16 protein-coding genes are annotated in these 24893 nt (G+C 72.7%); 4 read left to right on the top strand and 12 right to left on the bottom strand.

The features are described from left to right. Positions 1–6 precede the first annotated feature (6 nt). The 10 genes from OHA91_RS10250 to OHA91_RS10295 all read right to left on the bottom strand — a co-directional run bounded on the left by OHA91_RS10250 (position 7) and on the right by OHA91_RS10295 (position 14512). Positions 7–6549 (bottom strand): non-ribosomal peptide synthetase, encoded by a 6543-nt coding sequence (locus OHA91_RS10250; RefSeq protein ID WP_328739132.1) that lies wholly within the window; start codon positions 6547–6549, stop codon positions 7–9. 177 nt (positions 6550–6726) lie between these two features. Then, positions 6727–7515: a thioesterase II family protein gene (locus OHA91_RS10255; protein ID WP_328739134.1), complete on the bottom strand. Its 789-nt coding sequence runs from the start codon at positions 7513–7515 to the stop codon at positions 6727–6729. A gap of 387 nt (positions 7516–7902) precedes the next feature. Next, positions 7903–8700 carry an ABC transporter permease gene (locus OHA91_RS10260; protein ID WP_266492462.1) on the bottom strand — a complete coding sequence of 266 codons (798 nt, stop codon included), beginning with the start codon at positions 8698–8700 and terminating at the stop codon, positions 7903–7905. After that, positions 8697–9710: a daunorubicin resistance protein DrrA family ABC transporter ATP-binding protein gene (locus tag OHA91_RS10265; protein ID WP_031154384.1), complete on the bottom strand. Its 1014-nt coding sequence runs from the start codon at positions 9708–9710 to the stop codon at positions 8697–8699. Before OHA91_RS10265 ends, OHA91_RS10260 begins: the two co-directional genes overlap by 4 nt. A gap of 45 nt (positions 9711–9755) precedes the next feature. After that, positions 9756–10604 carry a DUF4097 family beta strand repeat-containing protein gene (locus OHA91_RS10270; RefSeq protein ID WP_031154386.1) on the bottom strand — a complete coding sequence of 283 codons (849 nt, stop codon included), beginning with the start codon at positions 10602–10604 and terminating at the stop codon, positions 9756–9758. Positions 10605–10732: 128 nt separating this feature from the next. Then, complete coding sequence (locus OHA91_RS10275; protein WP_266492452.1) at positions 10733–11269, bottom strand: toxin-antitoxin system HicB family antitoxin; 537 nt, start codon at positions 11267–11269, stop codon at positions 10733–10735. A 506-nt stretch (positions 11270–11775) separates the two neighbouring features. Further along, entirely contained in the window at positions 11776–12624 is an 849-nt protein-coding gene (gene ddaH / locus OHA91_RS10280; protein ID WP_328739140.1) for a dimethylargininase, read from the bottom strand. A gap of 104 nt (positions 12625–12728) precedes the next feature. After that, positions 12729–13229, bottom strand: coding sequence for a hypothetical protein (locus tag OHA91_RS10285; RefSeq protein WP_031154394.1), 501 nt, complete (start codon positions 13227–13229; stop codon positions 12729–12731). A 75-nt stretch (positions 13230–13304) separates the two neighbouring features. Further along, entirely contained in the window at positions 13305–13781 is a 477-nt protein-coding gene (locus OHA91_RS10290) for a nuclear transport factor 2 family protein (RefSeq protein WP_328739143.1), read from the bottom strand. Next, positions 13778–14512 carry an SDR family oxidoreductase gene (locus OHA91_RS10295; RefSeq protein WP_031154398.1) on the bottom strand — a complete coding sequence of 245 codons (735 nt, stop codon included), beginning with the start codon at positions 14510–14512 and terminating at the stop codon, positions 13778–13780. The genes OHA91_RS10290 and OHA91_RS10295 overlap by 4 nt, the downstream gene beginning before the upstream one ends. Before the next feature lie 142 nt (positions 14513–14654). Between OHA91_RS10295 and OHA91_RS10300 the strand changes: the two genes are divergently transcribed. Next, entirely contained in the window at positions 14655–15476 is an 822-nt protein-coding gene (locus tag OHA91_RS10300; protein WP_328739144.1) for a helix-turn-helix domain-containing protein, read from the top strand. Positions 15477–15730: 254 nt separating this feature from the next. Here OHA91_RS10300 and OHA91_RS10305 read toward each other — a convergent pair whose 3' ends face one another. Further along, positions 15731–17746, bottom strand: a complete 2016-nt coding sequence (locus tag OHA91_RS10305; RefSeq protein WP_328739145.1) for a UvrD-helicase domain-containing protein — start codon at positions 17744–17746, stop codon at positions 15731–15733. 469 nt (positions 17747–18215) lie between these two features. On the opposite strand from OHA91_RS10305, the gene OHA91_RS10310 reads away from it, so the two are divergent. Further along, entirely contained in the window at positions 18216–19358 is a 1143-nt protein-coding gene (locus OHA91_RS10310) for an EcsC family protein (RefSeq protein ID WP_266492434.1), read from the top strand. Positions 19359–19452: 94 nt separating this feature from the next. Here the strand turns inward: OHA91_RS10310 and OHA91_RS10315 are convergent, their stop codons facing one another. Then, entirely contained in the window at positions 19453–21783 is a 2331-nt protein-coding gene (locus OHA91_RS10315; protein WP_328739146.1) for a DUF2786 domain-containing protein, read from the bottom strand. 286 nt (positions 21784–22069) lie between these two features. Between OHA91_RS10315 and OHA91_RS10320 the strand changes: the two genes are divergently transcribed. Together OHA91_RS10320 and OHA91_RS10325 are read left to right on the top strand one after the other, a co-directional pair. After that, positions 22070–24487: an AAA family ATPase gene (locus OHA91_RS10320; RefSeq protein WP_328739147.1), complete on the top strand. Its 2418-nt coding sequence runs from the start codon at positions 22070–22072 to the stop codon at positions 24485–24487. After that, positions 24484–24882 (top strand): hypothetical protein, encoded by a 399-nt coding sequence (locus OHA91_RS10325; RefSeq protein ID WP_266492426.1) that lies wholly within the window; start codon positions 24484–24486, stop codon positions 24880–24882. Before OHA91_RS10320 ends, OHA91_RS10325 begins: the two co-directional genes overlap by 4 nt. Positions 24883–24893 lie beyond the last annotated feature (11 nt).

Genomic DNA, 24893 nt, shown 5'->3' on the forward strand with positions numbered 1-24893 from the left:
ATCATTTTACTGTCCACTCCTGTCCATCTTGCGCAGTCGAGGCCGGCTCGACGTGCCTGCGTTCTTGACCGTGCGCGAAAGTTCTGAGATTGCGTGGGACTCGAAGATCGACCGCAGGGGCACGCTCACCCCGAGCACCTTGCGGATCCGGCTGGTGAGCCGTGTCGCCAGGAGGGAGTTGCCTCCCAGTTCGAAGAAGTCGTCGTTCATGCCGACCCGTTCGACGCCGAGCACCTCCGCCAGCAGCTCGCACAGAGCCGCCTCCTGCGGGGTGCGCGGCGCCCGGTAGGGGCGGGCGGCGGGCTCGGGCTCGGGCAGTGCCGCCCGGTCCGTACGGCCGTCGGGGGTGAGCGGCAGCCGTTCCAGCGTCACGAGGACCGCCGGGACCAGGGCCGCGGGCAGCCGCTGCGCCGCGTGGGCCCGTACCTGGTCGGCGTGGGCCGCGGGGTCGGCCACGTGGTGTCCGTCGGGGGGCACGATGTAACCCACCGACCGGGCGGTCCCGCCGGGTCCGTGGCCCGGGCGGACGACCACGACGGCCTGCTCCACCCCGGGGTGCCCGGTGAGGACGGCCTCGACCTCGGCCGGTGCGACCCGCGTGCCGCGGACCGCCGCCTCCGGGCCGGTGCGTCCGAGGAGCTCCAGCCGGTCGTCCGCGGTGCGGCGGACCAGGTCGCCGGTGCGGAACATCCGCGATCCGGCCGGCCCGAAGGGGTCGGCGACGAACCGCTCTGCGGTCAGCGCGCCGTGGCCCCGGTAGCCGCGGGCCGGCGCGCCGCCGGCGAGGTACAGCTCGCCGATCGCGCCGTGCGGTACGGGCGTGAGGCCCGCGCCGAGGACGTACGCCCGCACTCCGGCAGACGGAGTTCCCACGGGCACGGCCCCGGTCCCGGGCGGCTGCTCGCCGTCCGGCGGTGAGTACGCCGTGGCGGGACCGGTCTCGGGATGCGCGTGGACGTTGACCAGGCGGGCGCCGGGGGCCGATGCGGCCGCCCGCAGCGCCAGGGCGGCCGGGAGCGGCTCGCCCGAGAACAGGAGGGCGTCCGCGGCGATGTCGTCGACGGCCTCGTCGAGCAGGTCGGCGAAGGCGGAGGGGCTCGTGGCGAGCACCCCGCCCGTGGCCGCCGCGCCGTCGCGGAGCACTTCGACACCGCCGCCGGCGCAGAGCGCGGCGACGATCTCCGCGACGGGCAGTGCGGTGTCGGAGTCGGCGGCCAGCAACAGGCGCCGCCCGGCCGCGGGGCCGAGCCGCGCGAGCAGCCCGGGCACCCGGCCGGTGAGGTTGCCGTGGGTGGTCTCCACGCCCGTCGGCCCGCCCGAACTGCCGCAGGCGTACGAGAGGTACGCGAGCGAGTCGGCCCGTACGGGCGCCGCCGGGGCCGGTCCGGCGTCGCCGGGGCCCGCGTCGGCGAGGGCGAGGGCGGGGACGCCGGTGTCCGGCAGGGCGGCCGCCGTGTCCGCGTCGGTGAGCACCAGCAGCGGCCGGGCGTCGGTCAGGACCCGCGCGAGGCGGTCGGCCGGGTGCGACGGGTCGAGGGGGAGGACCGCGGCCCCGGACTTCAGTACGCCGAGCAGCGCGACGATCAGTTCCGCCGACCGGGGCAGGGCCACGGCGACCGGGGTCTCCGGCCGGGCGCCGCGCCCGGTCAGGGACCTCGCGAGGCGGTTCGCCCGCTCGTCGAGCTCCCGGTAGGTCAGGGACCGCCCGCCGTCGGCCACCGCCACGGCGTCGGGGGTGTCGGCGGCGCGCCGCTCGAAGAGCCCGGGGACCGTCGTCGTACCCGAAGGGGCGTCCGCGCCCCCGGCTCCGGTGGTGCCGGGGCCGTGCAGGAGCAGGTCGCGCTCGGCGGGCTCCAGCACCTCCACGGCGGCCACCCGGCGGGAGGTGTCCTCGGCCACCTGCCGCAGGATCATGCCGAAGCGGGCGGCGAGGGACTCGGCGGCGGCCGGGTCGAGCACCGTGCGCTGGTACTGCACCGCCAGGCGCAGCCGGTCGGGCTCGATGAAGGCGAGCACCGTCACGGGGTAGTGGCTGGCGGTGAAGGAGCGGATGCCGGTGATCGAGATCCCGGCCTGCCGGCTGGCCTCGACGATGCCGGCCCGGTCCATGGGGAAGGACTCGAAGCCGACGATCGTGTCGAAGAGGGATTCGACGCCCGCGGCCTGCTGGATCTCGGCGAGGCCGAAGTGGTGGTGGTCCATGAGGGCGGCCTGCCGGCCCTGCAGCGCGGTCAGCAGCTCGGCGACCGTGTCCGAGGGCGCGCACCGCACCCGTACCGGCAGGGTGTTGAGGAACATGCCGACCGTTGCGTCCACACCGGGCAGCGCGGGCGGGCGGCCGGCGACGGTGGAGGCGAAGACCACGTCCTGGCGGCCGGTGAGCCGGGCCAGCAGCATCGCCCAGGCACCCTGGACCACCGTGTTCAGGGTGACGCCGAGCTCGGCCGCGCGCCGCTGGAGCTCGCGGGAGGCCCCTGCGGGCAGCGGCACCTCCGCCTGCCGCATGGCGATGTCCTCGGCCGCTCCCCCGGACCCGTCCGCCGGGGTGGTCCGCGGGGCGCAGACCACCGGGGCGAGCAGGGTCGGCTCCCCCACCCCGCCGAGTTCCTCGCGCCAGACCCGCGCGGACTCCTCGCGGTCCTGGCGGGAGAGCCAGGCGAGGAAGTCGCGGTGGTTCCGGGCCGGTTCCAGCCCGGCGTCCTGCCCGTCCGCTCCGTAGAAGGTGAGCAGGTCCTGCATCAGCAGGGGCACCGACCAGCCGTCGAACAGCACGTGGTGGGCGGTCAGTACGAGCTCGTGGGTCCGCTCGCCGGTCCGGACGAGGGACATCCGCAGCATGGGCGGTGCGGACGGGGCGAAGTGGGTGGCCAGGTCCTGCGCGAGGAACCGTTCGAAGGCCTCCGTGCGCTCCGCCTCGTCCAGGCCGGACAGGTCGAGGTCCTGCCAGGGCAGGGTGACGGAGTCGAGGACGAGCTGGACGAGGTCCCCGTACGCGTTGTGCACGAAGGCGGTCCGCAGGCCCGCGTGCCGGTCCAGCAGCGACTGGCCGGCGGCGCGCAGCCGGGCCGGGTCCACCTGGCCCGACAGGTGCAGCGCGTACTGCACCTGGTAGGCGTCGAAGGAGGAGTCCTCGAAGACCGAGTGGAAGAGCAGGCCCGACTGGAGGGCGGTGGTGGGCCAGACGTCGGTCAGGCCCGGGAAGCGCCGCTGCCAGCCGTCGATGTCGTGCTGGCTCGCCGTCACCAGCGGCAGGTCCGACGGGGTCAGGCCGCCGGCGCCGGGCTCGGCCGCGTGCCGGGCGAGCCCCTCCAGGGCGGCGCGCCACAGGTCGGCGATCTCCCGTACCTCGGCCGGGGAGAGCACTCCCTCGGGGGCGCTGAACACGGCGTTCAGCACGGGCCCGGCCGGCTGGTCGGCGACGGTGGCGTTGATGTCGAGTTCGGCGGAGGCCGGCATCCGCGGGTCCTGGGCGGCGTCGAGCTCGGCCAGCTCGGCGATGGCCGCGGCCTCGGGGGCCCGGGTGAAGCCCGCCCCGCGCAGCTCGCCGGGCAGGTCGGCGGCCGACGAGAAACGGCCGAGGTAGTTGAAGCCGACCTGCCCGACGGGATGGCGTTCCAGGACGGCGGCCGTCTGCGGGTTCAGGTGGCGCAGCAGGCCGTAGCCGATGCCCTTGTCGGGCAGGGCCAGGAGCTGTTCCTTGACCTTCTTGACGGCCAGGCCGGCGGCCGGGCCGCCCGCGAAGGCCTCGTCGAGGTCCACCCCGGCGAGGTCGAGGCGCACCGGGAAGGCGGTCGTGAACCAGCCCAGCGTGCGGGCGAGGCTCGCGCCGGGCGCGGCGGCCTCCTCGCGGCCGTGTCCTTCGAGGCGGATCAGCGCGGAGGTCTCGTCGACGGAGCGGGTGCGCCGCCACTGCGCGAGGGCCAGGGCCAGCGCGGCGAGCAGCCCGTCGTTGACGCCGCCGCGGAACGCCGCGGGCAGGTCGGTCAGCAGGGCCTCGGTGACGGACACCGGGAGCTGTACGTGGGTGGTGTGCACGCGGGCCCGTACGTCGACGGCCGGGTCCAGCCGCCGGGCGCCGAGCAGCGGGTCCGGGCCGTCGACGACCGACCGCCACAGGTCGAGCTCCGCGGTCCGCCCGGGGCGCAGCGCCTCGTCCGCGAGCGCGTGCGCCCAGCGGCGCATCGAGGTGGCGACGGGCGGGAGTTCGGGGGTGCGGCCGGCACGGACCTGCTGCCAGGCGGAGGCCAGGTCGGGCATCAGGATGCGCCAGGACACGCCGTCCACGACGAGGTGGTGCAGGGCGAGCAGGAGCCGGCCCGCGCCCTGCTCCGGGGCGAACCACACGAACTGGGCCACCACGCCCGCGGCCGGGTCCAGCCGGCCGGCCGCCTCCTCCAGTTCGCCGAGCAGCAGGGTGCGCCAGGACCCGTCGTCCCAGCGGCCGTCGCAGGTGACGCGGCGCAGCAGCGGGTCCACGGCCACGGAGCCGGCGGGCGCGACCACCAGTCCGGCTCCCTGGCCCTCGTCGTCACCGTCGCCGTCGGGCACCAGTCGGGCGCGCAGCAGGTCGTGGCGGTCCAGTACGGCCGTCAGGGTGGCGGCCAGGCCGGCCGCGTCGATGTCCTCGGGCAGTTCCAGCACCATCGCCTGGAGGAAGCGGTCGAAGCCGGGGCCCCAGTCGCGGATCCAGCGGGCCACGGGCAGCAGGGGCATCCAGCCCGTGCCGCCGCCGTCGAGCTCTTCCAGGACCGGTCCGGTGGCGGCGCCCTGCCCGTTCGCTACGGCGATCTCGGCGAGGCGGGCGACGGTGCGGTGCTCGACGGCCTGGCGGGCGGTGACCACGAGGCCGCGGGCCCGCGCCCAGGAGACGACCTGGAGCGACTGGATGCTGTCACCGCCGAGGGTGAAGAAGTCGTCGTCGATGCCGACCCGGTCGCGGCCGAGGGCCTTCGCGTACAGCTCGGCGAGGATCTCCTCCTGCCGGGTGCGCGGCGCCCGGTAGGTGCCGCCCTTGAACTCCGGTTCCGGCAGGCGGGCCTTGTCGAGCTTGCCGTTCGGGGTCAGGGGCAGCCGGTCCAGCAGGACGAAGGCCCCGGGGACCATGTGGTCGGGCAGGTGCCGGCCGGCGTACGTGCGCAGTTCGGCGGTGCCGAAGCCGGAGTCGAGGGCGATGCTGCCGTACGCGCTGCCCTGCGGGCCCCCGTGGCCGGGTCGGCCGGAGGCGGCGGGCACGACGTACGCCACCAGCCGCCGGCTGCCGCCGTGTTCGTACGGGATGACCGCGGCGTCGGCGACACCGGGGTGGCCGCTGAGGACGGCCTCGATCTCCAGGGGTTCGATCCGGATGCCGCGGATCTTGATCTGGGTGTCCGCGCGGCCGTGGAAGACGAGGTCGCCGCCGGGGGTCCGTTCGACGAGGTCGCCGGTGCGGTACATCCGTGCGCCGGGCTCACCGAAGGGGCAGGCCACGAAGCGCTGGGCGGACAGGTCGGGGCGGCCCAGGTAGCCGCGGGCCAGCGAGGCGCCCGACACGTACAGTTCGCCGATCACTCCGGTGTCCGCCGGGCGCAGCCCGTCGTCGAGGACGTGCACGCCGGTGTCGGTGATCGGGCCGCCGATCGGGGGTACGCGGCCGTCGCCGGCCAGCGGTGCGCTCATCGTGGCGCACACGGTGGTCTCCGTGGGGCCGTACGCGTTGATCATGCGGCGGCCGGCCGACCAGCTGGCGACGAGTTCGGGGGTGGTGGCATCTCCGGCGACCACCAGCGTCTCGACGGAGGCCAGGGCTCCGGCCGGGACCGCGGCGAGCACCGGGGGCGGCAGCGTCACGTGGGTCACGCCGTGCCGGGCGATGGTGTCGGCGAGCGGGTCGCCGGGGGCGAGGGCCTCCTTGCCGGCGAGGACGAAGGTCGCCCCGGACAGCAGGCCCATGCACATCTCCCACACCGAGGCGTCGAAGCTCGGCGAGGCGAACTGCAGCACCCGGCTCGTGGGGCCCGCCCCCAGCCGCTCGACGTGCGTGGCGAGCAGCGGGGCGAGGCCGTTGTGGGTGACGGCGACGCCCTTGGGCCGGCCGGTGGAGCCCGAGGTGTAGATGACGTACGCGGTCTGCGCGACGCGCTGCGGACGGATCCTGTCGGCGTCGGTGAGCGGGCCGGCCGCCTCGCGGGAGACCGCTTCGACGGTCTCGGCGGCGTCCAGCAGCACCACGGGGGCGGGGAGTTCGGGCAGTTCGCCGCCGGTCGGCATGTCCGCCAGGACCAGGCGGGCGCCGGAGTCCTGCGCCATGTACCGCAGGCGCTCGGCCGGGTACGCGGCGTCCATGGGGAGGTAGGCGCCGCCCGCCTTGAGGACCGCGAGGACGGCCGTCCACAGCTCGGGCGAGCGCCGCAGGGCCACGCCCACGACCGTTTCCGGTCCGACGCCGCGGGTCACCAGGAAACGGGCCAGGCGGTTGGCCCGCGCGTCGAGTTCGCGGTAGGTCAGCGACGTCTCGCCGAAGACGAGGGCGACGGCGTCCGGCGAGGCGGCGACGCGCTTCTCGAACATTTCAGGAATCGTCGCCACCGGCACCGCCGCGTCATGGAACGAGCACAAAGCGACCATCCCCCAATGGTTGGACATGAAGACCGGGATCTCATGGGTTTGATTTCTCAATTAATCGCAGCCGGACCGTCGGCGCGGCAACCCGAAAAAGCTGCCATACAGGCACTCCCCATCGGGAGCCTAAGGCTCCAGAACCGTTCCGGCGATGAATTCGAGCAGCTCGGAGCTCAGTCCGGGCTCGAAGAGATAGAAATGCCCGCTGGGGTAGACGCGCAGGTCGAATGCGGCGTCCGTGTGGGCGCCCCAGGTCTCCATCTCGCCCCGCGGCGCCCTGCTGTCGGATGCGCCGACGAGGGCGGTGATGGGGACGTCGAGGCGGGCGTCGACGGGCATGACGTGCCGCTCCCAGAGCGTGAAGTCGTCCATGACGGGCGGCAGCAGGGCCTCCATGGCGTCCTCGTCCTCGGCGAGCTCCTCGTCGAAGCCGCCGAGCCGCAGGACCTCGGCCCGGAACTCCTCGTCGGAGAGTCCGTGCAGCTGGGGACGGTCGCGGAAGGGGACGGGCGAGGCCTGTCCGGAGAGGAACAGGTGGGCCGGCCGGGGGCCGCCGCGGGCTTGGAGGGCCAGGGCCAGCTCGAAGGCGAGCAGGGCCCCGCAGGAGTGGCCGAAGAAGGAGAAGGGGCCGTCCAGTACGGGCCGCAGGGCCTGCGCCAGCGTGCGGACGAGCGGGCCGACCTCGGTGGCGGCGTCCTCCAGGATCCGGTTCTGCCGGCCGGGCAGCTGGACGGCGACCACCTCGATGTCGGCCGGGAGCTGGTGCACCCAGTCGCCGAAGGCTCCGGCGCCGCCTCCCGCCTGGGGGAAGCAGACCAGTTGGTGGCGGTGTCCGGGCCGCCTGGCCCGCCATATGAAGGGGCTTTCGACGACGAGTCCGGCGCCGGTTTCCGTGGCGTGGCTGCGCGTGTGCATGACCATTCCCCTCTGCGTTGTGTCGGGCGGAAGCGGGAAGCACGAAGAGGGAAACGGAACGCGGAACGCGAAATGTGGAACGCGAAATGTGGAACGCAGAACGCGATGCCGGATTCGATGGCACAGGGGGCCGGTTCAGATCGGCCGTGAATTGTTTCCCCGCTCTTCCGGATTGATCGTAGGAGTGGCCCGGGGGCGAGGCAAGGAATGCCCGCACTGCTCTGCCGCGGCGGCACTGGTGAGCGATTCGTCCTTGCGTTTTCGGCCACCGTGTCCCGTTGTCCGTGCTGCGTCCGTCCCGTCGACGGGACGGCCCGCACGAAGAACGGGGCCGCCCGGCCTTCGGCCGGGCGGCCCCGTTCACGTTGCGGTGCGTGCAGCGGATCCCTAGATCTTCGCCTCGCGCTTGAAGGCCGAGCGGGCCCACAGGAAGCCGAGGAGGCTGAGGACGACGCCCCAACCCAGCGCCAGCCACGCGCTGTTGCCGATCTCCGTGCCCATGAGCAGGCCGCGGAGGGTGTCGGTCATCGGGGTGAAGGGCTGGTACTCGGCGAACCAGCGCAGGCCGACCGGCATGGACTCCGGCGGGACGATCGCGCTGCCGAGGAAGGGCAGGAAGGTCAGCGGCATGGGGGCGTTGCTCGCCGCCTCGACGCTGCTGGCCCCCAGGCCGATGGCCGCGGACAGCCAGCTGAGGCCGAAGGCGAGGAGGGCGAGGATGCCGAGGGCGGCGAGCCACTCGACGAAGGTGGCGTTGGGACGGAAGCCCACCAGGAGCGCGACGCCGATGACCAGCACCAGGCTGATCATGGTCTGGATGACGTTGCCGACGACGTGCCCGGTCAGCACGGAGGACTTCGAGATCGACATGGTCCGGAAGCGGTTGATGATGCCTTCGGTCATGTCCGTGCAGACGGAGACGGCGGTCGAGACGGCCCCGGCGGTGGCGGCCATCAGGAGGATGCCGGGGGCGACGAAGTTGGTGTAGTCGCCCCGGTCCCCCGTGCCGCCGCCCGGCAGTTCGATGCCGGCGCCGAGCGCGCCGCCGAAGACGTAGACGAACAGCAGGAGCATCAGGATCGGCATCGCGACGATCGAGATGGTCATCGAGGGGTAGCGCTGTGCGTGCTTGAGGTTGCGGCGCAGCATCGTCATCGAGTCGCGCATCGCGTACGTCGTGCTCATCGGCGGGCCTCCTGCACCGTGTTGGCCGGGCCGGGAACGGTGGTCGCGTGGTGGCGCGAGCCGTCACCGGTGAGGGCGAGGAAGACGTCGTCCAGGTCGGGCGTGTGGACGGTCAGCGCGTCCGCCTCGACTCCGGCGCTCTCCAGCAGGTCGAGTACGGAGCGCAGCGCCGGGATGCTGCCGTCGCTCGGGATCTGCAGGGTGAGCTTCTCCTCGTCGCGGGCGCCGGGGCCGAGGGCGAGCCGGCGGGCGGCGGCGTCGAGGCTGAGCACGTCGGAGAACTGCAGGCGGATGTGGCCGCCGGGGATGCGGCGCTTGAGCTCGTCCGCGGTGCCCTCGGCGACGATCTTGCCCTTGTCGAGGACGGCGATCCGGTCGGCGAGCTGGTCGGCCTCCTCCAGGTACTGCGTGGTGAGGAAGATGGTCACGCCCTGGGCGGTGAGCTGCTGGATCAGGTGCCACATGGTGCGGCGGCTGCGGGGGTCGAGGCCGGTGGTCGGCTCGTCGAGGAAGATCAGGCCGGGGTTGCCGACGAGGGTCATCGCCAGGTCCAGCTTGCGTCGCATGCCCCCGGAGAAGGTGGAGGCCATCTTGCCGGCGACCTCGGTGAGTTCGAACTGCCGGAGTAATTCGGCGGTGCGGCGCTTGCCCTCCGCGCGGTCGAGGTGGTGCAGGTCCGCCATGAGGAGCATGTTCTCCTCGGCGGTCAGCAGCCCGTCGACCGCCGCGAACTGGCCGGTGACACCGATCCTGGCACGAATGGCGTCCGCGCTGCGCTGCAGCGAGTGCCCCACGACGGTCGCCTCGCCGCCGTCGGCGGAGATGAGCGTCGAGAGGATCTGGACGGTGGTGGTCTTCCCCGCGCCGTTCGGACCGAGGAGCGCGAAGATCGTGCCCGCCTGCACGTGCAGGTCAATCCCGTCGAGTACGAGCTTCTCGCCGTACGACTTGCGCAGGCCGACTGCGCTGATCCCCTGGGGCGGGGCCTTCTGTTCGGTCGCGGCACTCATCGTGCCCCCTCCATTTCGTAGCTGTCGCGAGGCAGAGCTCTGACGTCAGGCGCCGTGCGCACGCTGGATGGTGATGTCGCCGAGGCTGGTCCTCGCGTGCACCTTGACGGTCTCCGCGCCCTCGGTGGGGCCTTCGGCGGATCCGAGGGTGCTGTAGACCGTCCCGGACTGGGAGTTGATGTCGAGCCAGGCGGCAGTCCCCTGGCGGATCCCGACTTCGAGGTTGCCGGCTTTAGTCTGGAGCTCGACGGTGCCCCGCGCCACTTCCTCGATGCGTACGTGGCCGTTCGAGCTCTTTGACGACACGGACCCTTGCGCCCGGCCGACGGTGATGTTTCCATTGGCGACCTTCAGTCGCAGATCGCCCGCCACGTCGTCCAGCCACGTGTTGCCGTTGGAGTTCTTGATGTCGGCGTCGCCGCCGATGGTGCGGATCCTGACCTCGCCCGAGCCGGTGGTGACGTCCACGTCGCCCGCCGCCGTGTCGAGCTGGATGTCTCCGTGCTGGGTCTTGAGCTTCGCCGGGCCGCTCTGGTCGAGGCGGATGTAGCCGGCGCTGGTGCGGACCTCGCACTCGCCCAGCGTTCCCTTGCAGGTGATGTCGCCCATCTCCAGCGTGCCGACGAGCCGCGAGCCCTGGGGCAGGGCGACGTCGACGGTGACCGAGCCGCGGGCGCTGAACAGGCCGCGCGCCTTCGGGGTGCGGATCGTCAGGTTCCCGTCGGCGAAGTCGACCTTCGTCTCCTCGGCGGCGCGCTGGTCGTCCTTGTCCCCGGCGGTGCGCGGGTGGATCTCCACGACCGTGTCGGTGCGGTCCGTGGCGCTGATCCGGGCGACTCCGACCTCGACGTGGATGGTCGCGGTGATGGGTCCCTTGGTCTCGTAAGAAGGCATGGCTGTCCCGTCCTCGTGGGTCTGGTGGCCGCCCCCGCTCCGGGGACGTGAAGATGGCGCGGGAGTGGTCGGCTCCCGCACTCCGATGTCGTGTCCCGGCGCCGCCCCTGCGCCGCCGGGCCGCCGAGCTAGCTCACCCAGCCGGTGAAGCTCCGCCTGCCGCTGCCGCGCCGGGGCGCCTGGGTCTCGGCCGTCGGCCGTCCGCCGCCGGTCTCCAGGGCGCCCGAGACCGCCCTGACGAGCCAGGCGTTGAGGGAGAGGCCCTCACGCGCCGCCGCCTGCTCGGCGCGCGTCTTGACGTGGCCGGGGAGCCGGAGGTTGATGCGTGCGGTGCTGCTGTCCTCCCCTTCCGGCGCGAGCGGTACGGCGGGCAGGGCGGCGGGGGTTTCGTCGAAGCCGCCGGCCTCGAAGGGCTCTTCCCGCGGCGGGGCGGTCACGACGAACTCGGGCTCGAGCCCGCGCAGCCGTACGTCGACCGAGCCGGGAGCGAGCTCCCGGGTGACCTCGCCCATGGCGTCCGACAGGGCGTTCAGGAGGGTGAGCCTGGCTGCCGACTCTAGCGGGGCGGTGATGCGCTCGGCGAGAGCGCGGGCGTCTTCGCCGCCCGCTTCGGCGGCCACCGCGAGCTCGTGCCGAAGACTTGCGACATAGGGGCTGAGGTCCATGTCCTCAGCATGACACACACATGGCGCCATGGCGAGCCAATCTGGCGCCACATGTGCCGCCATTTACAAAGATGCAGGTCAGAGTGTGTGCCACTAGGGAGCCAAGCTGAGCCAAGTGGCGCCACTACTCGACTGATGCCGGCAAGCCGGAGCCTCCGGGTGCCCCCGCGGAACCGGCGGGGCCGCGGCCGTGAGGCGCCGGGCCGTGTCCGAACAGACCCCGGAAGAGGCGGACCGGCTTGCTCCGGCGCGCGGCACGCGGCACGCGGCACCCGGGATCGCGGGACGGGAATTCCGCAGGCGGCGCATTCCCAATCATCCGCAGGAACGCATAAGCATTCAAGGCGCCTCCGAAATGCGACCGCGGGGCCGTCCTGTCGACAGGACGGCCCCGCGGCGGTTCCGTGCATTTCGCCGGCCGAATGCGGGCGGAGGCGGTATCGAGCGCCCCGCGCCACTGAAAGCGCACCCGGGAAGCGGATAGGGCGGCGAGCGCAGAGCGGCGGTTACGACCGGCCAGGTCGGTCGGCGGTCGGCGCCGGACGCAGTTCCAGCGTGCAGCACTTGGCGCTGCCGCCGGCCTTGAGCAGCTCGGACAGGTCGACGCCGATCGGCTCGAACCCGCGCTCGGCGAGCTGGGCGGCCAACCCCCGCGCCTGCTCGGGCAGCACCACGTGCAGGCCGTCGGAGACGGCGTTCAGCCCGAACGCCACCGCGTCGGCCTCCTCGGCCAGGACCGCGTCGGGGAACCGGTCGGCGAGCACCTCGCGGCTCTCCGGGGAGAACGCCGCCGGGTAGTACATGACCTCGTCGCGGTCGAGGACCGAGAGCGCGGTGTCGAGGTGGTAGAACCGCGGGTCGACCAGCGTCAGCCCGAGGACCTGCCGCCCGAAGAACTCCTGCGCCTCCCGCTGCGAGCGCGGGTCGCTGCGGAACCCGCTGCCCGCCAGGAGGGTGTCGCCGACGAGCAGGAAGTCGCCCTCGCCCTCGTTCACGTACTCCGCCTGCCGGACCTCGCCCCACCCCCGCTCCGCGAACCAGTCCAGGTACGCCGGCGACTCCCCGGCCCGGTAGTCGTGCCGGAAGCGGGCGACCAGCACCCGCCCGTCCAGCACGGTCGCCCCGTTGGCAGCGAACACCATGTCCGGCAGGTCGGGCACCGGCTCGATCAGGTCGATCCGGTGCCCGAGCTCGACGAACAGGTCGTGCAGCCGCTTCCACTGGGAAAGGCTGGTTTCCGTCACCGTGGGCTTCGTGGGGTCCATCCACGGATTGATCGAATACCGAACGTCGAAATAGTGCGGACGGCACATCAGATAATGCCGCGGCCTTGCCGTTCGCCCTGATTGGCTCATGGTTTCCCTCGATGCGGAGTCGGTTCACGGATACCTCGTGCCACGATATCCGCGCCGCCGCCGCACTCAATAGGAGCGGGTGAACAGGTGGCCAATTTCCGGTTTCAGGGCATGGCCTCCAGTACGGCGTCCAGGGTGAGCTTCCACGCCGGCTCGGCGCCGGTCCCGAACGCCGCGGCAAGCGCGTACCCGACGGCCGCGTCGTACCCCTCCGGCTGCACGTCCCCCCACTCGGCGGTCACCCGCCCGTCCCCGGTCGAGACGAACATCCCGAGTACCGCACCGCCGCGCGACAGCCGGCTGCCGTCGAGCGAGACCGGAACGAACCGGTGGTCGCCGACGTCGACCCGGTAGGACGTGCGGGTCAGGAACCCCTTGGAGGGCCGCAGCTCCACCTCCGCTCCCCCGACCTCCATCGCCAGGCGTTCGGGGTCCCGGGTCCCGATCGGCACATGGCTCTCCGCCGCCGCGGCGCCCGTCCGCCTCATCTCGACCCGCGGTATCCCCTCGCCGTGCACGGCGAGGGTCCCCGCCTCGTGGTCGAGTTCGACGGTGACGGTCCCGAACAGCGGGTCGTCGGCGGGCGGGTAGGAGTGCGCATGCATCAACGGTTCCCTGCTCTCTTGTGCTTGGGGAACCATTGTCGGGCTCGCCCGAGCCACGAGATCGACGCGCCCGACCTACCGGAAGGCCTCCGGACCAGAGTCCTCCCCCGCGGTCCACCAGACGCCGAGCCGCTGGCGGGTCAGACGCCAGCCGCCGTCCGTGCCCCTGCGGAACTCCCAGTCGTACGGGCCTCCCATGGCGTACGGCGCGGACCTCGCCGCCTCGCCCGTGACGGCGACGAACCACATGTAGCCGACGCCGGCTGCCCGGTCCCCGTCCACCTCGAAGTGCGTGTTGAGGATGTGGTGCTGCATGCTCGGGAAGGGCGCCTCCGCCTCCTCCACCTTCGCCCGGATCGCCTCCCTGCCGCGAATCTCCCCCCACGGACCGAACTCCAGCACCGCGTCCTCGGCCCAGCACTCGATCCAGGTCCGCCAGTCCTTGCGGTCCAGCGCCCGCCACCCCCGGACCAGCAGCCCCCGCAGCGCTTCCTTGTCCTCCAGCACGCGCAGCCGCCGGACCAGGCCGTCGCAGTCTCCCGGGGCGGTCACCGGACGCTCGCGACAGGACGCACGACGAGCTCGTTGACATCGACCTCCGGCGGCTGGGACACCGCGTACGCGATGGCGTCCGCGACGGCGGAGGCCGGCAGCGCCACCGCGCGGTAGGCCTTCATGGCCTCCCTCGCCGCAGGGTCAGAGATTCCGTCGGCGAGTTCCGACTCGGTCACCCCCGGGGAGACGAGGGTGACCCGGACGCCCCCGCCGGACTCCTGCCGCAGCCCTTCGGAGATCGCCCGTACGGCGAACTTGGTGGCGCAGTACACGGCCGCGGTGGGCGAGACCTCATAGGCACCCACGGAGGCGATGTTCACGATGTGCCCGGCACCCTGGGCGCGCATCACGGGCAGCGCGGCGGCGATCCCGTACAGCACTCCCCGTACGTTCACGTCGATCATCCGGTCCCACTCCTCGACCTCCAGCGCGTCCAGTGGCGACAGCGGCATCACGCCGGCGTTGTTGACCACCACGTCCACCCGCCCGTACCGCTCGCCCGCCGCGGCCACGAAGCCGCGTACGTCCCCGGCGTCCGTGACGTCGAGCCGCCGGAACGCCGCGGTCCCGCCCGCCGCGCCGATCTCCTCGCACAGCGCCTCCAGCCGCTCCGCGCGCCGCGCCCCGAGCAGCAGCCGATGCCCGTCGGCGGCGAGCCGCCGTGCGGTCGCCTCCCCGATCCCGCTGCTCGCTCCGGTGATTGCCACGACCTTGGGTTCGTTCCTCATGCCTGCCCTACTCCTCGACCACGGGCGCAGGTCCGTCCTGCCCGACCGAGTCTTCGCGCGCCGAAGACGGCCGGCCAGGGCGCGAGTCGCCCGGGTGCGGCACACCCAGGCACGGCGCAGCCCCGCGGCCTAACCTGTGGCCATGACCACGACCACGACGGACCGGGCCCTCGGAGAGTTCCTCCACGCGCGCAGGGCGGCCCTGCGGCCGCAGGACGTCGGCATGGCGAGCCACGGCGTGCGCAGGGTCGCCGGCCTGCGCCGCGAGGAGGTCGCCGTCCTGGCCGACGTCAACGTGGACTACTACGCCCGCCTGGAGCAGGGCCGCGAGCGCCACCCCTCCCCGCAGGTCCTCGACGCGCTCGCCCGCGCCCTGCGGCTGCGCCCCGACGCCCACGCCCACCTGCACCGCCTGGCCGGCTCACCGCCGGCCGAGCGCCCGGCCACCGACCTGGTCGACCCGGCCCTGCGCCGACTCCTCGACGGCTTCCCCGCCTTCCCTGCGTTCGTCGTCAACGCCGCCCTGGACATCCTGGCGGCCAACGACTGCGCCCTGGCCCTGCATGCGCCGTTCGCGCCGGCGGACAACCTGGCCCGCATGGTCTTCCTCGATCCGGCGGGCCGCCGCTTCTACGCCGACTGGGCCGCCACGTCCCGGGCCACGGCCGGCCACCTCCGCGAGGCCTCCGGCATCGCCCCGGACGACCCCCGCCTGCGCGACCTCGTCCGTACCCTCACCACGCACAGCCCGGACTTCGCCCGCCTGTGGACCACCCACGACGTCCTGGCCAAGACCCGGGACGCCAAGCACCTCCACCACCCGGTGGCCGGCCCCCTGACCCTGACGTACCAGTCCTTCGACGTCCGCGCCGCCCCGGGCCAGCAGCTCATCGTCTACGAGGCCGCCCCCGGCACCCCGACGGCCGAAGCCCTCACCCTGCTCGGCGCCCGCGCTCTCCAGTGACTCCAGGTCCGAGCGCCGCCGTGCGGCCGTACCGCAGGTCCGGTACGGCCGCACGGCGGTCTGTCAGTCCGGGCATCACGAGGGTCACCCGTTCCCGGTGCACGTCCTGGAGCTCGTGCGCCGACCGCCGGGCCGGCCCGCCGTCTCCACCGACGACGATCCGTCCTTCGGGCGGCGGAAGTTGTGAAGGAGAGGGCCCGGCCCGATTATGTCCGCGGCCACAGCCGGCCCGCACCGGAACGATCACGCGGGGATCACCGCGCCGGCGGGTCGGCGACGCTGCCGAGCCACAGCAGGTCACGGGCCCGGGTCATGGCCACGAAGAGCTGGCTGCGCCGGAGTTCCGCGCGCTCGCGCGCCGTGTCCGTCCCCGGCGTCCCGACCGCGGACTCGGCGTCGTACCGGGGCAGGAAGACGTTCTTGAACTCCAGCCCCTTCGCCCGGCGATAGGTGCCCAGCTTGACTGCGTCGACGGGGTTGCCGTCGTACTGCTCGAGCTGGCACACCGGGATCTCGGCCCGGGCCAGCAGCCGCTGGTAGTGGCCGAGGGCCCACTTGGAGGCGCACAGCAGGGCGGTGTCGGCGAGCGCGCCGTCGGGCAGGGCCTTCAAAGCACCCACCAGCTCCCGGTCGTGGGCGTCCGCGGTGGGCTCGGCGACCCGCACGACGTTCCCGTCGTGGTAGGTGAGGTCGACGTCGCGGCGGCCCGGCGTGGGTTCCCCGTCGATGTCCTCGAACGCGTCGTCGGCCACGACCGCGAGGGCCGCGTCCAGGATCTGCCTGCTGTTGCGGTAGTTGGTGCGCAGCACCTGCCCGCGGTCGCCGCGGATGTCGATGCCCGCGTCGGTGAGGCGGAAGCCGCCCGGGTACACGGTCTGCTGGCCGTCGCCGACCAGCAGCAGGCCGTTGGGCGCGTCGCCGACGAGCGCGTGCAGCAGGCGCACCCCGACGAGCGTGAGGTCCTGGACCTCGTCCACGACGACGGCCGCGTACGGGGGCCCGCCCCTGTCTTCGGTCTCTCGGGACACCTCGCCGAGGGCGAGCGAGAGCACGTCGTTGAAGTCGTGCACGCCGCGCTCGCGACGCCGCGCCTCGTACTCCTCGTACAGCTCCCACACCGACTGCCGCTGCGTACGGTGAAGGCCCGCCTTGCGCCGCTTCCTGACGACGACCGCGTACTCCTCGAAGCGCGTGAGACCGCGCCCCTTGATGACGTAGTCGATCTCTTCCCGCCAGTAGGCCGGACCCGGGTCGATCTGGACCAACCGGCTCCCGCGGCCGAGGTTCTTCCACGCCAGGCTGAAGGCGGTCTCGGCCTTGTCCCCGTTCAGCCGCACCGGTACGCCGCGCTCCTGCAGGAACTCCTGGGCCCATGAGTGCAGGCTGCGGAAGTCCACCCGGTCGGCGACGGCGGGAGCCATGGTCCGCAGGAAGGTGCTCTGCACGCGGGGCAGGTTGTTGGCGAAGGTGACGTACAGGATGCGGCCCGTCGTACGCCGGGCCAGATGGGCCGCACGGTGCAGGGCGACGACGGTCTTGCCGGTCCCCGCCGGCCCGCTGATGCGCGCCGGGCCCGACCAGTTGCGGCGCACCAGTGCCACCTGATCGGGGTGGAGGAAGGTCATCCACTGCTCGATCGGCGCCCGCCGCGCCCCCTCCAGGGCCGCCTCGCGCAGCCCGTCCAGATCGAACAGCCCGTCGGGGGACGCCTGTCGGGTGGTGTCCGGCGCCGCGCCCTGTTCGAGCACGAGCCCTTCACAGCCGGGGAGGACCCTCTCCAGGTGATCCGCGATCGCCCGGACGGACTCCGCCCGCAGCCGGCGCGGCTGCGCCAGCAGCACGGGCCCGACCTGCTGCTCCCCCAGCAGACGTATCCGCCCGAGCGCGCGGTCGAGGCTCTGCCCGGCCAGCACCATGACCGGCTGGACCGCCACAGGCGACATCCCGAGCGACGCGACCGCGCTCTCGGCGACCTTTGTGGCGGCGAGCAGCCCGCCCGCGCCCTCGTCCGGCGGCCCGCCCTCCCCCGCCCTGTCTTCGACGCGGACGACGAAGACCCCGCCGGGCCCCACCAACACCCCGTCCCCGCTCCCGGCCCGCCCGACGAGCAACCGCCAGCCGCGCGCGGTCAGCACCAGCAACTGCGCGAGGACCCGCCGCTCCCCCTCCCCGCCCGCCCCCGACCACCGAACCTGCCGCCGGGCGGCCTCCCACTGCTCCCGCAGTAACCGCTCCTGCCGCCGCGCCTCCTGCGACGCTCCAGCCGCCATGCCCAGCCCCCCTCGTACACGGAGTGGCGATCATAGGACGCAAGGCAACCGAACCGGCAGACCGCGTGCCTGCCCACGGGGAGAATTCAGGATCTACGGACTCCGACCGGAATCATCGGCAACGGCGACTGTTCAACGTCCGTTCTGGCACGATGGGCCGCGACAGCAGGCAGTGGGTGTACCCCGCAGGAACCCGGTCGGGCGCGACCTGGAGGCCCTCCAGTCGGAGTCGGGCGCCCTGATGAACAACCAGCCCGGCGAGTAAGGCGGAATACCGCACCCAGCGGCTCGCGCTCACCGCGTACGTGCGCATGGCGGCGGTCGGCTTGAACCTGGAGCGGCCCCTCGTGGACGGCGGAACCTACGCCTCGCTTCGCACTCCGCCCCGGCCACGGCCACGGCCACGGCACGAGGGAGCGGCGTTCCGCCCGCCCGACAGTTCGCCCCAGAGACAGGAGCGTCACGGACCATGAGTGACCCGGAGTACCCGCAGCAGGCCGATCGGTTCCCGTCGGACTACGAGATCGATGCATGGAACGCCATCCAGCAGTTCAAGGGCCGGCCGCTGTCACGAGCCATGAGGAACGCCGGTGAGCAAGTGGCCAACGGCGTCTCGATACTCGGCAAGCGCGCAGCGAAGCAACTGGAGAACCACCCTCGGGCCAAATCGGCGGTCTCACGCGGACAGGCATTCGTCGCCAAGGGCGCTCACAAGGTCGGTGCCGGGGCTCGCGGAGCCGCCGACGCCCTACCGGACTGGAGCGGCACCGCCGTGCATTCCCTACGGCAGACGGTGGGACGGGTCTCGCGGGCGGGGCTCTCCTCCAAGCGGGTGGTGGCGCTCCACAAGAAGCGCGGGCACGACGTTGCGTCACTGCGGGACCTGCGCCGCCTCGACCTCGAACAGGTCGACGCGGTCCGCGGACGAGCCGCGAGCTGGTATTTCCCGGCTGCCGCAGCGCTCTCCGGAGCCACTGCGGGACTCGTGATCTCCGGAGGGCAGCTCGTCATCGCCGCCTCCGCCGGCGCCGCGGCAGCACCTTCGGGTGGGGCGATCGCTGGTGCCTTCGTCGCCGACACCGCAGCCGTCCTCGGGCTCGCGTCCCGCGCGGTCGGCCAGGTCTCGCTGTTCTACGGCTACGACCCCGAGGAACCTGCCGAGAAGCTCTTCGTGCTGTCGGTGGTCAACGCCGGGACGGCGAGCTCGGCCACCGCCAAGAACGCCGCGATGGCCGACATCTCGCGGCTCACCCAGGCACTCTTCCGCGGGAAGGCATGGAAGGACCTGAACGAAGCAGTCGTGACCAAGGTCTCCACGGAGTTCGCGAAGGCGTTCGGATTCCGCCTCACCAAGAAGGGACTCGGCAAGGCCGTGCCCGCGGTGGGGATCGTCGTGGGAAGCACCCTCAACTGGACCACTCTGGAGGGGATCGTCGACGCCGCCGACATGGCGTACCGGCGACGGTTCCTCCTCGAGAAGTACCCGCATCTCGCCGACGAGGAGGCATCCGGGCCGTTCCCCGCCGACGGCCCTGACGTCCCCGACGACGCCGACGAGGAGATCAGTCTGCTCGGTGAGATCGTCGCGGCGGGCGGCCCCGACCTGCACTGACCCTCTGTCCCGGCGGGACACGTCGTCGCCGGGCCGGCGACGGACGACGAGGTGTGCCGGGCCAACGGTCCCCTCGCCGTCCCTTGCCGCGCGATCAGCCGGCGAGCTGCTCGGTGCGGGTGCCGGGAACGTCGGTCTGCCCGCCGATGTCGGCGCGTCGGCCGTCGACACGTCCCTGCCGGTACCCCGTTCCCTTGAACTTCGTGGGCCGGCTCTTGCCCAGCGCGGGGTACCGGTCGTTCATGCGTGCGTCCACCACGGTCGACCGGTCCGAGAGGACCAGGGCCACGCTGCGGGCCACACTTCCGGCGCCCTCCTGCTCGTACTGCGCGGCCGCCCGTGCCGTCTCCTGTGCCGCCTTGACCCGGTCGGTCACCTCACGGATGAACCCGAGCATCCACGAACGCTTGTAGGCCCGGGCGTCCTCCCCGGCCGGCCGGTACAGGCGGTCGGCGCGGTCCGCTCCGTCCAGCATCTGCAGCCGCAGGCTGGCGAACAGGACCTCGCTCGCCTGGACGTCGGGCTCGAAACCGAAGAGGTGGACCCGCATGCGGTTCACCTTGCCTCCGGGATAGACCGAGCGGCAGCGCATGGCCTCGGCGATCCAGCTGAGCAGCCGCCGCATCTCCTTGGCATAGGGCGGGTGAACCTCGACGACCCTGTCCAAGGGTCCGACGGGCGCTTCCAGGTCGTCGAGCATGGCCTGCTCGATGCCGTACTTCGCCATGAGCTCCGTGGCCTTGGCGAGGAAGGCGCGGGCTTCCTCCTCCGTGGAGGCCCCGTCCTCCGCTTTGCGCAGCAGAGCCTTCACCTTGCCGAGCAGCTCGGGCGGAAGGCTGCCACCGGTGGTGCGGCGGCCGGGGGAAGGAGCATCCGGCCCGGCGGACGGAGCCCCGTCGGGACCGGCTTGCGGGTCGGCGCCCTCCGGTCCGCCGGTCTCGCCCGACTCGTCCGTGTCCTCTTCCTGGTCCCGGGCCATGAGGTCGGCGAGGTCCTCCGGGTCGGGAGCCGCCTCCGCCAGCCCGGCCAGGGCCCAGCGCCGGTAGGCCTTGGCATCGTCCTCGCGTACGAGGGCGCGGACCGCCCGGAGGGTACGCACAGCTCCCTCCGGGTGGATGGTCAGGAATTCCAGCCGCGCATGGCCGAGTTGTGCCAGCGCGAGAAGCGCGCACAGGTCGAACGCACTGTCCGGGTCGTACGGCACGTCGATGCCGGGTTCGGGATACCAGTCCGCCGACTCGTCGGTCTCGTCGAACAAACCCTCGAACAGGGAGAGGCCCGGGACCGTCACGTCGTCGCCGCCGGTGCGGACACGGACGACGGAGGCCGATGGCCGACCCGAGTAGGCGAGCGCGGCCGCCTTCTCCTGCGGGGAGGCGACGATGTGGTACCAGACGGGCATGGAGCCCCGCATGCCCTGCCAGGTCGCTTCTCCCCGCTCGCGGCGCTCACGGGCCTGCCGCGCCACGTCCGCGCTCACCGCCTCGTCCGTCCATGCGTCAGCGTCCGGCTGCCGTTGCCAGTCGAGAAACACGTCCAGGTAGTCGACGGCAGTGCGGTGCGAGCCGGGCCGGCTGCCGTCCAGCAGCGCACGCTCCGCGGCCGACAGGGCCTCGACGACGGGCTGGAGCACCAGCGTGGCATAGCGCTTGACGGCCTCGGACAGTTCCGCCAGGAAGGCCCGTGTGGCCTCGGACCCGGTCTCCTGCTGGCTTCTGCGCCACGCTTCGAGCTGGTCGGCGCAGGCCTGCTGTTCGGCCAGCCACCTCAGGTGCCCCGCGCCCTGGAGGTGCTCCTCGCGCAGCAGGACGGCATCCTCCACGGCGGCGAGCGTTCGCGGCGACCTGAGTACCGCGTGGGCCAGGAGCCTGAGCGGTTCGGGTTCCGAGGCGAAGAACTCGGCGGGTGTGAGAAGCGCACGGCCATGCCGTCGCGGCGCCTGCTCGGGCTCGTCGATGCCCCCGCTCCGGGGAATCTCCGCCGACCAGCGGGAGCGCCACTCGGTGAAGTCCTGTTCGGGATCATCGCTGGCCGGCTGATGCCGTCGCCACCACCACAGGGCCAACTCCTCCCATGCCGCGGCGTTCCAGGACCAGACGGCCGGCTCGCCCCCGGCCGCCAGCCGTGAACGCAAGGCTCGGGTCACTCCCGCCAGGTCGTGGCGGTGCCCGCCGGGAATCAGGCGCTCGAGCCAGTGGACGGTCTCCGCCACGGGCTGGGTGCGCGCCTCGTCCGCGGCGACCCTGACCACGGTGAGCGCCGCGGCCAGGCGGAGCTCTCCCAGATCCGCCGGCAGGAGCTCGTACAGATCCGGGCCGGCGCTCTCCAGCGCGTCCGCAAGGTCCTGGATCCTGCCTTCGATCCACTCCTTGCGCGCCTGCCGGAACTCAACCGCCGAGGGCCCGTCCACGCGGCCGTACGTCATGTGTTTCCCCTCCCCGAATCCCCACCCACATAAGAGAGATCATCCCAGGAAGAGGGCGCGAGCGATCACAGTCCCGCGCCCCATCGCCGGCCACGGCAGTTTGGTCCAGGCAACCGGGGCACCCGTACCGCCACTATCGGGTACTTCGTGCACACAGTTCCGAATTCGCGGGAACGTAAATCCACGTTGACGCTGCTGACACGTGCTCGCCATGCTCGGTGCGCCGGCGCTGCGAGTCATCAGTCCGCGAGGCACCCTCCAACACGCCCAGCCCAAGGAGTCGCCCATGCCCGATCAGCGCTCTGCCTCTCTGCACGCCCTCCTCCTCGCCCGCCTGGACGAATCCGGCCTCGCACCGGAGGTGCAGGAGCTGCTGCGCGAACTGCTCCCCGACGAGCCGGCCAGGGGGACCGGCGGACGCGCCCAACCGGTCCAGCTGCGGTCCATCACCGCGGGCGGCTGGCGCGGTATCGGACCGCGCACCACGCTCGAACTGCCGCCGGGTCCCGGCCTGGTGGTCGTCGCGGGCCCCAACGGCTCCGGCAAGTCGAGCTTCGCCGAGGCAGCAGAGACGGCGATCACGGGGCGCAACTCCCGGTGGGAGGGGCGACGGGCCTCCGACTGGCAGAAGGGCTGGCGCAACCTGCACAGCCCCGACGTCACGCCCGAGGTCGGTGTCGAGCTCACCGTCGGCGAGCGGGGCGAGGCCGTCACCGTCCGGCGGACCTGGTTCGGGGTCAAGGTCACCGATGCCCGGACCGAGGTCGAGGCCGCCGACCGCTCCGAGCGGAAGTTCGAGGAGGTCATCGACCCGGAGGCGCTGGACCTGGCCCGCCCCTTCCTGCCGTACAGCGAACTCGGCTCGATGATCAACGGCACGCTCGGCGGGCTGCACGACGCCTTCTTCAAGCTCCTCGGTCTGGAGCTGCTCGCCGACTTCGACGGCAGGGTCAAGGACGCCTCCGGCGAGTGCGAGCAGACGATCAAACACGCGGACGCGCTCACCGCGGACCTGCTCGCCGAGCTGCCCACGCTCGACGACCCCCGCGCCCGCGAGGCCGCACAGGCACTGTCGGGAAGCACGACCGACCTGCACCGGGTGCGGGCGCTGCTGGAGCGCGGTGACCGGGCAGCCGAGTCCGAACTGGCCCGGCTGCGCCAGTACGCCGGCCTGGACGAGCTGGACCTGCGGGAGGTCGGCACGGCCGTCGCGCGGCTGCGGGAGGCCGCCGCGCATGCCGAGGAGACCCGGTACGGCCAGGCTGAAGAGGCCCATCGCCTGGCTGAACTCCTGGAAGCGGCTCTGGCGCAGCAGCGGCGCTCGCAGGCCACGGACTGCCCGGTCTGCGGCGCGGAGCAACGGCTAGACCAGGCGTGGGCCGAACGCGCGCGTGCCGAGGTGGACCGGCTCAGGACGGAGGCCGCGGACGCGGCGGCTGCCCGGCAGAAGGTGACGGACGCGGTGCGGGCCGCCCACGGCCTCGTACAGCCGGTACCGGTGTGGCTGAGGGGAGAGACGCCCGCATTCGCCTCGGTGTGGCAAGAGTGGGCGCAGTGCAGGGATGTCACCCATCCCCGGGAGCTGGCCGATCGCATCCAGCGCGCCGCGACCACCCTGGACGACGCCTGCCGGCAGCTGCGGGAGAACGCCGTCCGGCAGCTCGCCGAACACGACGGTGTCTGGCAGCCGACAGCCGTGCGGCTCGCGGAGTGGCTGGGGGTGGCAACGGCGGCCGAGAGCGCCCGCGAGCGGCGCAAACACCTGCGCAAGGGCCGCTCCTGGCTGCGGCCGATCATCGACGAACTGCGCGACGAGCGTCTGCGGCCCTTCGCCCAGCAGTCCCAGGAGGTGTGGCAGCAACTGTGCGAACACAGCAGCGTCACCCTCGGCTCCGTGACGCTCGCCGGTACCCCGGGCCGCGGCAAGGTCGAATTGGACGTCTCCGTGGACGACATGTCCGCACCCGCCTACAGCGTGATGAGCCAGGGCGAGCTGCACTCACTCGCGCTCTCCCTGTTCCTGCCGCGCGCCACCCACGCGGCCAGCCCGTTCGGCTTCCTCGTGATCGACGACCCCGTGCAGTCCATGGACCCCGAGAAGGTGGAAGGTCTGGCTCGGGTCCTGGACGCCTGCGCCCGCGACCGACAGGTGATCGTGTTCACCCACGACACCCGGCTCCAGCAGGCCATCGCCCACCTCGGCATCGAGGCGACCGTCCTGCGCATCACCCGTCAGACCGACTCGGTGGTGGGTGTGGAGACCCTCTCCGACCCGATGGAGCAGGCACTCACGGAAGCGCGGGCCGTCTCCCTCGACCCCGGCCTGCCGCAGGACGTGGCCGACCACGTGCTCCCCGCCATGTGCCGGGTGGTGGTCGAGGCGGCCTGCCTGGAGACGGCGCGCCGCAGGCTCCGCGACGAGGAGGGGCTCGGTCTGCGGGCCGTGGAGGAACGCGTCGGCTCCTTGGAGCGCACCAAGACGTACGTGGCCCTCGCCCTCCTGGGCGACGCGGGCCGGCACGCCCGGGAAGCCGTCGAACGGATCCACCCCGGAGGGTGGACGCTGATCGAATCCTTCAACTCCGGCTCACACGGCCCGCTCCCGACGGTCGACGACCGCAAGCGGCTGGTGCGCCGTACCGAGGCACTCGCCAAGGCCATCCGGAGCACGACGGGAACTCATGGTTCGGGGGGCGCCCGATGAGCACGTCCCCCGGTTCCCTGGTGACCGCCGCACGCGGCCTCGTGCAACCCGCCCCCAGCACCGTGCACACCCTGGCCCCCGGACTGCGCGCCCGCGCTGCGGCGGTCCTGCTCCGCATGGCACTCGATCAGGCACTGGACGCCTACTGGCGGCGGGTCACCCCGTCCATGACCCGGATCGGCAAGCACCGGATGCTCTGCCTGGAGTGGTACGCAGGCCAGGACACCGCCCGGCGCTGCCGCACCACCTGGTCGGCGCTCAGCGCGGCGTGCCACTACCGGACCTGTGAACTGCCGCCCGGGCCGGCGGAGATCCGCACGCGACTGCTGGAGGTGACCGGCCTTCTCTCGGCATTGGGCGTCGCGGACGGACGAGAAGGCGTCGCGGACGGCTGAACCGGCTTCGT

This window comes from Streptomyces erythrochromogenes (assembly GCF_036170895.1).
Classification (GTDB): domain Bacteria; phylum Actinomycetota; class Actinomycetes; order Streptomycetales; family Streptomycetaceae; genus Streptomyces; species Streptomyces erythrochromogenes.